Source organism: Acidithiobacillus concretivorus (assembly GCF_018853445.1).
Classification (GTDB): Bacteria; Pseudomonadota; Gammaproteobacteria; order Acidithiobacillales; family Acidithiobacillaceae; genus Acidithiobacillus; species Acidithiobacillus concretivorus.
Genome location: NZ_JABELD010000133.1, coordinates 1 through 7707, shown reverse-complemented (window position 1 = coordinate 7707; position 7707 = coordinate 1). Strand labels below are relative to the sequence as shown.

Genomic DNA, 7707 nt, shown 5'->3' with positions numbered 1-7707 from the left:
AGCACCGCCGCCACATCCTTGCCATGCTCCAGCAATTCCGGCGCAGCCTCGATGGCGCGCACCAATCGCGTCAGCGACTCGGCCTGAGGCGGGCGCAGCGACAGGCGGCCCGTGATGTGGTTTTGCACGCGGGCGTTCATGCCTGTTCTCCTTTCTTCTTATTCGGCAATGCTTTCCTGCTTTTTTCAACCCGCCTGACCGGTTGCGCGATGGCGGTCTCGAAATCCTTCTCCACCGGCGACGGCAAATTGCGAACCCGTGCCTGATATTCGGCATACACCGCCTGTGCCTTCGCCAACGCCGCTTCGGCAGTCACCTTGCCCGCGTGGGTCAGAATGTCCTTGCGCGTCATCCGCAGGAAGTTGTCCAACTCCGCCGCCCAGTCGCGCATGGTCATGGTTGCCGCGCCTGCGCCTGTAGCTCCGCCACTTCGCGCCAGAACACCTTTTCCGAGGAACGGATCTCGCGGATGCGTGCGAGCAGTTCCTCGAAATAGGCGCTGTCCTGCCCACCCTTGAAGCGCTCGTCGTCCAGCAGAAAGCCCTTTTCGAGATAGTCTTTCAACTGTTCTGTCACCCAGCGCCGAAACTGCGCGCCGCGATGTGAACGCACCCGATAGCCGAGGTGCAGAATCACCTCCAGGTTGTAGTGATCGACCAGCCGTTCCACGTTCCGCGTACCCTCGCGGGCAACTATTAGGAATTTCCTAATCGTTCGACCTGCTGCCAACTCTCCGTCCTGAAAAAGATTTTTCAGGTGCACGTTGATGGTAGGAACCTTGACTTGATACAGGTCGGCCAGTTGCTTCTGGCTCATCCAGACCGTGCCGTCGTCCAGCCGAAGCTGAACGCGTGTCCGGGCATCCTCAGTCTGGTAAAGCAGGAACTCGCCTTGCCCGGCCATTTGTGCAGCAGACTGCTGCGCTGTTCCGTTGCTCTTCGCGAGTTCGGGAACCGTGGATTTCGTCGCCATCACGCCTCCTCCCCTGTATCGCCAAACAGATCGGCCGTGCCGCTGGCCGCCCTGACTGTTTTGCCCCCTCTCCCTCTGGGAGAAGGTTGGGGTGAGGGCTGGTCTTCCTGTTGCGCCATCGGCAGATTCGCCACATTCAGGCTGTAATCGTCGTGGCCCCATTCGCAGCGCGCCATCACCATCTTGGGAATCTTCTTCAGCGTCAGGTTCGGCCAGCGCTCCGCCGCCTTGGCCGCCGTCACCCCGTGAAACGCGGCACAGCACACCAGCAGGCTCTGCTCCCCGCTGACCTCATCGGACAGCGCCTGCAACTGCTCGGCGGACAGATTCTGCGTGGTGACGTAGATGAAATCACGCTCGCTGGAATGGCCGTGCCGCCACCAGTGCACCTCCGACGGCGCGTAGCTGAAGCCCTCCAGCTTGGCCAGTGCCTCGGCCAGTTGCGCGGCGTTGTAGTCGGGATTGATGACCGGATTGCCCCAGCGGTCGTTGACGATCAGGCTGGGGGCGAGTGCGCAATAGCGGAAGCCGCCACCGCCCTGCCAGTTCACCGCTTTGGAAATGCCGCCGGGGTCGTCGCCGTCGATGACTTTTTTCAGGCGCGGAATGATGTGCGTGTGGCAGTGCTCGCCCAGCTCGACCATGATCCAGCGGCGGCCCATTTTGTGCGCCACCGCGCCGGTGGTGCCGGAACCGGCGAAGGAGTCGAGGACGAGGTCGCCGGGATTCGACGCAATCGAAATCACCCTTTGAAGAAGCCTCTCTGGTTTTGGCGTGCCAAAAGGAATCAAGTCAGGAAAGAGTTTTTTGACTTCAGACTTTGATGTCCGATTGCTACCTACCTCACTATGCGGCCAGATAGTCTCGGGAGGGCGCGTAGCATTCTCCTCGGCGAAAATACGATAGTTGGGTGTCCAACCATTGCGACCCTGTATCCAATCGATTCGCTCTCGCTCCTGTTCGACCTTGGTCTTATTCCAACGCCATGCGCCATCGGTTCCGTCTTGGCGCTTCGGGTATACCTCTTGCCCGTCAGGTGCAGTCAATGCGTAGTACAGCGTTGGGCGTGTCGCTCGGGAGTCTCCCTGGCCACCCATCGCCCGAAGTGGTTTGAGGTAGTACTTGCGTCCGGACGAATCGACTTTGTCATAGTGGTCAGGCGCATCACCCGCAGCGAGCTTGTTCCAGACAGTCCTTGTGATGCCCTTTGCATAAACCAGAAGATGATCGTGACGGACTGAGAAGAACTGGGCATCCATTCTCGGGCTATCTGCTTTCTCCCAAACAGCATTCCCAATGAAGTTCAAGCGTCCGAAGATTTCATCACATAGCACTTTGAGGTAGTGAGCTTCGTTGTCATCAATCGTGATCCACAGCGACCCATCCTCCGCCAGCAAGCGCCGGATGATCTCCAGCCGGTCGCGCATCAGCCCCAGCCAGATCGAGTGCTCCAGTCCGTCGTCGTAATGCGTGAACGCGCTGCCGGTGTTGTACGGCGGGTCGATGAACACGCACTTCACCTTGCCCGCAAACTCCGCCTCCAGCGCTTTGAGCGCCAGCAGGTTGTCGCCAAAGATCAGCCGGTTGTCGAAGAGGTCGTTCTCGGTCACGCGGTGTTTGGCGTGATACGACTTGTCCGGGTCTTCGAGCAGAATGCGCGGCTCCAGCTTGGGGCGCTTCTCCTTGCCGATCCATGTCAGTTCTAGTTTTTGCTTGCTCATGGCATCGCTCTCATAGTTGGGGTGCCTTGCTCGACAAATAATCGAGCAGGCTTTTGCGCGGGTACGCGTCCGCCGCCGTGTTGATATTGCGCAGGTTGGGCAGCGCCGGGTCGGCTGCCAGCATGAAGTGCGTTTCCATCAGTTCGGCCATGAACGACGCGACGCTGCCCTGATTGCGGAAATAGGCCAGCGGCCCCAAACCTAGCAGGCGTTGCCGCCCGAGGTCGAAGGTCTGCTGCCGGAGCTGATCGAGCGGCTGGCTGATCAGTCCGGGAATCGTCGCGGCGTCGATGGTTGCGGCCGCGCCGATGCGTTGGCGCAGGCGTTTCATCATCACACCGATGATAACATGGATGGCATGGCGGTAGATCAGCTTTTCCTGGCTGCGCGCCACCGCCTTCTGCTCGTAGTCCACCACCAGCGTCCGGATGGCCCGGTGGCACAGCACCGCGTTGACCAGGGCCACGCCGGTAAGGGTGGCCGGGAACAATGTCTGGTATTCCACGGATTCCGGATTGGCCAGCCGCGCAGGTACGCTTTTGAGCCAGACGGCGTAGCGCGGATCGTCCTGCCGCGAGGCGAGCACGCGAAGCGCCTCGTCGAGCGAAATAGCCTGGGGGCCAGTCGCCGCCGCTTCCGGGCGGTAGTGGTAGGCGAAGCCGAGATGCGCGATCTCCTGCCGCAGCCGCTCCTGGTTTTCGTCCAGCGAGGCGAAGTTCGCCGTCTGCACCGGGTTCTGGTGGTTGCGTGCCTTGGTGACGCGTTTGCCGAACGGGCCATCTGCCGGGGCCTTGATCAAGGTGAGCATCACCTTGGCATCGCCGATGTTGCTGCCCGGATGCTGGGCCACGAACTCGGCGGCGGACGCGACTGTCTGCGCACCGTTGATGATGGACAGGCCGCGAACCTTGAACTTCCGGAACCCATTGCTGGGGTTCTTCCCCTTCAGTTCAATTTCGTCGCAGACCGCCGTCACACCGTTGTTGAGGTAGAAGAAGCTGCCCGGATCGTCGCGCAGAGTCGCCTTGATGGCCTTGTTGACGTCGGATCGGCTGCTGCCGAGGAAGTAGCGGATGTTGCGCTCGTACAGCGCTTTGCCCTTGTCCATGTGCAGCGCGACCAGATCGGTCAAGCGGGCGATGCCGTAGTACGTTGTGCGCGGGTTCTCGACTTTGGCGTGCTTCTGCAAGGCGATGTCGGTATGAACCGGCGGGTAGGCCTGCTCCGCCAGCAAGTCGCGGGTGATGTCCGCTGCCGCGTAGTACTCCACCGGCTTGACCAGTCGCTCTTCGTCCAGGTCTTCGTCGTCGAGCAGCGCCTGCAAGGCGTCGCGGGCCGTTTGCGATACACCATCGCCGGTGTAGGGCACGACCAGCTTGATGTGGCTGCACGCATCGAGTGCGCCCTCGATATCAGCCTTTCGATTCAGGACGTTCTCGTTGAACGCAGTGAAGTCCTGTTTGAGCAACAGGCGAATGCCCTCGCAGAACGGCAGTGCATCCTCCTGCTTGAACTGCTCGGATTCCTTCAGCTTGGTTTGCAGAAGGTACAGCGTCTCCGACGGCTCGTGATAGTGGATCGCGTCGATGCCCTTGTCGTTGAAGTCGTCCACGACAGAGGCGGCGGCGGCCTGCGGTGTAATGTCGAGCAGCTTGTGCAGGGCGAAGGCGCTGAAGGCCCGAGAAAGCTGCTTCGCCGCCTGATTGGTAGAATTGGCGTTGCCGAGCAACGGCGGCAGGAACGGCACGAAGCGGACGGCGAGCACCTTCTTCAAGATGGTCATGTACTGAGGTTCGAGCGCTGCCATCAGCCCCTCCCGCCAATCCGAGCACGCACACGTGCTTGGGCACGGGCTTGCAGCGCCGCCCGCACCTGGGCGTAGAGCTGAGCGTTGATCTGCTCCCGATCCGCCAGCACCACGGCGAGGGCGTACGGCTCCGCTTCAGCTTTGTGCTCGTCTTGCGACCACGCACTTTCTTGCCGGGTGACTACGACGAACACCTTGTGACCGTTGGCCAGCGCCTTTTTGAAACGCCATCGAGAGACTTGCAACGTGCCGTTCTTGCGGGTGTCGTTGGGTAGCCAGCGGCTGTTGGTGCGCTCGCCCATGCCTTCTTCCCGATTGCGCCGGTAGGCTTGGGTAACCTGATCGAGGCTGCCAGCCGTCACCAGGTGGAACCACAGTTTGGCTCTGCGGTAATCCAACCGCGTGGTGCGCACGGCAGGGCTGTAGGCGAGCGCGACGGTCACCTCACGCGTGCGGCGGCCACCGTCCCAGAAGCTGTCGGGTAAGGGTAGTTCGAAGAAGTGGTGCTGGTCGTTGCCGACGCGCTCTTCAGCCAGCAGCGTGACGGTGTGATCCAGCGAGCGGAAGAGCGCCGTATCGTCCACCCGCCCATACCCGATGAGACGCAGGAGTTTATCGCGGCCTTCGGCATTGTTGCCGGGGTTCAACAGCTCTTCGCAGGCTTGCGGCCAACGGGCATGGGCGCCGATCAGTGCGCGCAGCAGGCTGGGCGAGGCGTCGGGCACTTCGGCCAGTAGCCTTGCGGCTTGGTGGGCGACTTGGGGGGCGGCGTAGCTAGTGCCGATGTCCTCCTTGAACGCCGGCCCCAAGGCAAAGCCGCCATTGAGCGACACCACGCCCAGACCGGCATGGTCTGTGCCACCGCCATTGCGCCGCAAGGCGATGTTGCCAGCATGCGCGACCACGTCGGGCTTGATGGCGCCGCTGGCGGAAGGGCCGCTGCGAGTCAATGGAAACGGCTGCTCCGCCCGTGCCAATACGTGGTCTTCAATTGTGTTGGGATGGCGTTGAGCATTGCGTGTGGCCTCATTCAGGCTCAAGCCGCCAACGGTCAGGGCGTTGAGCGATGTGGCGGGGTCCAGCAGGCGGGCGTGGCCTTCGAACAGGTAGTTCGGGTAACTCGCGCGTGCATCGGCTGGCAACTGGGATGACAGCATATTGCCCGCTGGTACTACGAACAGGACCCCCAGCTCGCGCGTCAGCCGATCCAGCGTGTAGGCGAGCCCGCGAACATGACGGCCATCGTAGACCTTGTTCAGATCGCCATAGCTCAGGTTGAAGATCCGGCAGCCGTATTGCGCATGCAGGTCGCGCACGGCTTCCTCGACCGCCTTTTCGACGAACTCGGTTTGGTCTTGTCCGTCGTCTTCGAACACTTTGCCGGAGAACAGGCGAAGCTGCGGGACGAACTGCCCTTGCTGAATAACACTCTGGACGTCGCCGAACAACGCAAGCCCGCCAACGAAGGTGCCGTGCCAGTGGGGAGCGGTGTCATCGGCACTGCGATGCGGAGCGAGGTAGCCCTGCGCGTCCCCGACCGCTGCGCCGAGTAGCGAATGTCCACGCGTCAAGCCGGAGTCCAGCACAGCGATGGACGGAGCATCATCAGAAGGGGGATCAATCGGAGGAAACTGGTTGATGTCGGTGTGAAGCAGTTGTACGGCCACGCCCAAGCGAGGCGGCAGGTCGGCAGTGCGCACATCGCGATAGTGCAATATCTGCTCGGCCTGCGCACGGTTACAGCGCACGCGGACCATGACGAGCGAGGGTTGCTGGATGTCGTCCAACCGCTCAATGCCTTGTGCGTGCAACCAGCCGAGAAAGGCACGCACCATTTCCTGGCGTTTGTCTTGTCGCTCCTGGGGCCATAGTTCGACATCGAGCAGGAAGGTTGGCGTGGCTGGAAATCCTTGCTCAAGCAAGGCCGCGCCAGTTCGATCCTGGGGTGTCCAGTGGTCGAAGTCTTCGATGACGTAGAACAGTTCCTTGCGTATAACAACGCCATTACGTGCAAGGGTGGCCAGGCGGCTCTCGAACTCGTTCAAGCCGTTATCAGTGGCGAATGCCAGCACGATGGATTCGTCTTCCTGGCTGACAATCTCTACGCCAGGAATGGCATCGAAGGCTGGCACGCTCTTGTCGCCCGCGCGTAGCCGAATCTTGAGCAGCTTGCGGTCATCGAATCCGCCGATGTCCTCTGCCATCGCGCGTTGCCGCGCCTGGCCAAACCGCCCAGCTAATGCGGCACCATGCGCTCTCGGATCGGCAGGAGGGCGAATTCCCGGATGACGCCTCGGGTGGCGCGCCGTTGAGGGCGCTTCTCGCTCCAAGCGCAAGTGTTCATAAACCATGCCTCCCCCCTCCATCGTTTAGTTTTTATGCCGGTATTCGCGGGCAAGCGCGTTATCCAGATGGCTCTTTTCCATGAACTCACGGCCAGACAAAATCATTTCCTTGACTGCTCGCCGAAGAATTCGCTCGATGTCAGCGTGAGACATACCCTTGAACAGTGAAGCCACTTGACCATCGTCGGGTTCGAAGTTGCGTCGGATACCTGAGAGCTTTAGCGCAAGCAGGCGTTTAATCTGTTCCAAGTTTGGCATTTCGAAGCGAACGACTTCATCAAAGCGCCGCCACACTGCCTTGTCGAGCAAGGCTTCGTAGTTGGTGGTAGCAATGAGGATGCTCTCGCCCCGATAGCTGTCCATCATCTGCAGAACTGCATTGACGGAACGCTTGAGCTCGCCATGATCGGCGCTGTCCCCACGATCCTTTGTGAGCGCATCGAACTCATCGAACAGCGCGACGACAGGCTGCTGCGCGATGTAGTCGAAAACTTTTCGCAGATTGGCAGCCGTTTCACCGAGAAAAGATGAAATAACCGAATCCAGGCGAATGAGGACAAGCGGCATGGACAAGGCGTGAGCAATGACCTCCGCCGCTAATGTTTTCCCGCAGCCAGGGGGGCCGCAAAACAGCAGTTTCTGCGCGGGCTGCAAGCCGTACGAGCGCAGCGTATCGGCCCGGTTGTGCTCCATGAGGGTCTCATTGATCGCCGACTGCGTAGCATCGGACAAGATGATATCCTTCTCCTCACGAACGACCCCGCGTTCTTCGAGCAGCTCAAGGCCATTGTCCTTGTTGGTCAGCAGGCTGGGAAGACTGTGCAATTTGCGGACACCGTCCCCAGTGGCGGTCTGCCCGCCG

General features: G+C 60.8%; 6 protein-coding genes. All 6 read right to left on the bottom strand.

Annotated elements, in window-relative coordinates; translation table 11 throughout:
• Positions 1-136: 136 nt before the first annotated feature.
• Positions 137-397, bottom strand: coding sequence for a RhuM family protein (gene rhuM / locus HJG40_RS13705; protein WP_215864715.1), 261 nt, complete (start codon positions 395-397; stop codon positions 137-139).
• Positions 394-972 (bottom strand): virulence RhuM family protein, encoded by a 579-nt coding sequence (locus HJG40_RS13700; RefSeq protein WP_215864714.1) that lies wholly within the window; start codon positions 970-972, stop codon positions 394-396. The genes rhuM and HJG40_RS13700 overlap by 4 nt, the downstream gene beginning before the upstream one ends.
• Positions 972-2693, bottom strand: a complete 1722-nt coding sequence (locus HJG40_RS13695; protein WP_215864713.1) for a site-specific DNA-methyltransferase — start codon at positions 2691-2693, stop codon at positions 972-974. The genes HJG40_RS13700 and HJG40_RS13695 overlap by 1 nt, the downstream gene beginning before the upstream one ends.
• 10 nt (positions 2694-2703) lie before the next feature.
• On the bottom strand, positions 2704-4500 hold the full coding sequence (locus tag HJG40_RS13690; RefSeq protein WP_215864712.1) for an AIPR family protein: 1797 nt from the start codon (positions 4498-4500) through the stop codon (positions 2704-2706).
• A complete protein-coding gene (locus HJG40_RS13685) occupies positions 4500-6851 on the bottom strand; it encodes a S8 family serine peptidase (protein ID WP_497006472.1) in 2352 nt (783 codons plus the stop codon). The genes HJG40_RS13690 and HJG40_RS13685 overlap by 1 nt, the downstream gene beginning before the upstream one ends.
• 18 nt (positions 6852-6869) lie before the next feature.
• On the bottom strand, positions 6870-7707 hold an 838-nt coding region (locus tag HJG40_RS13680), incomplete at its 5' end, for an AAA family ATPase (protein ID WP_215864710.1).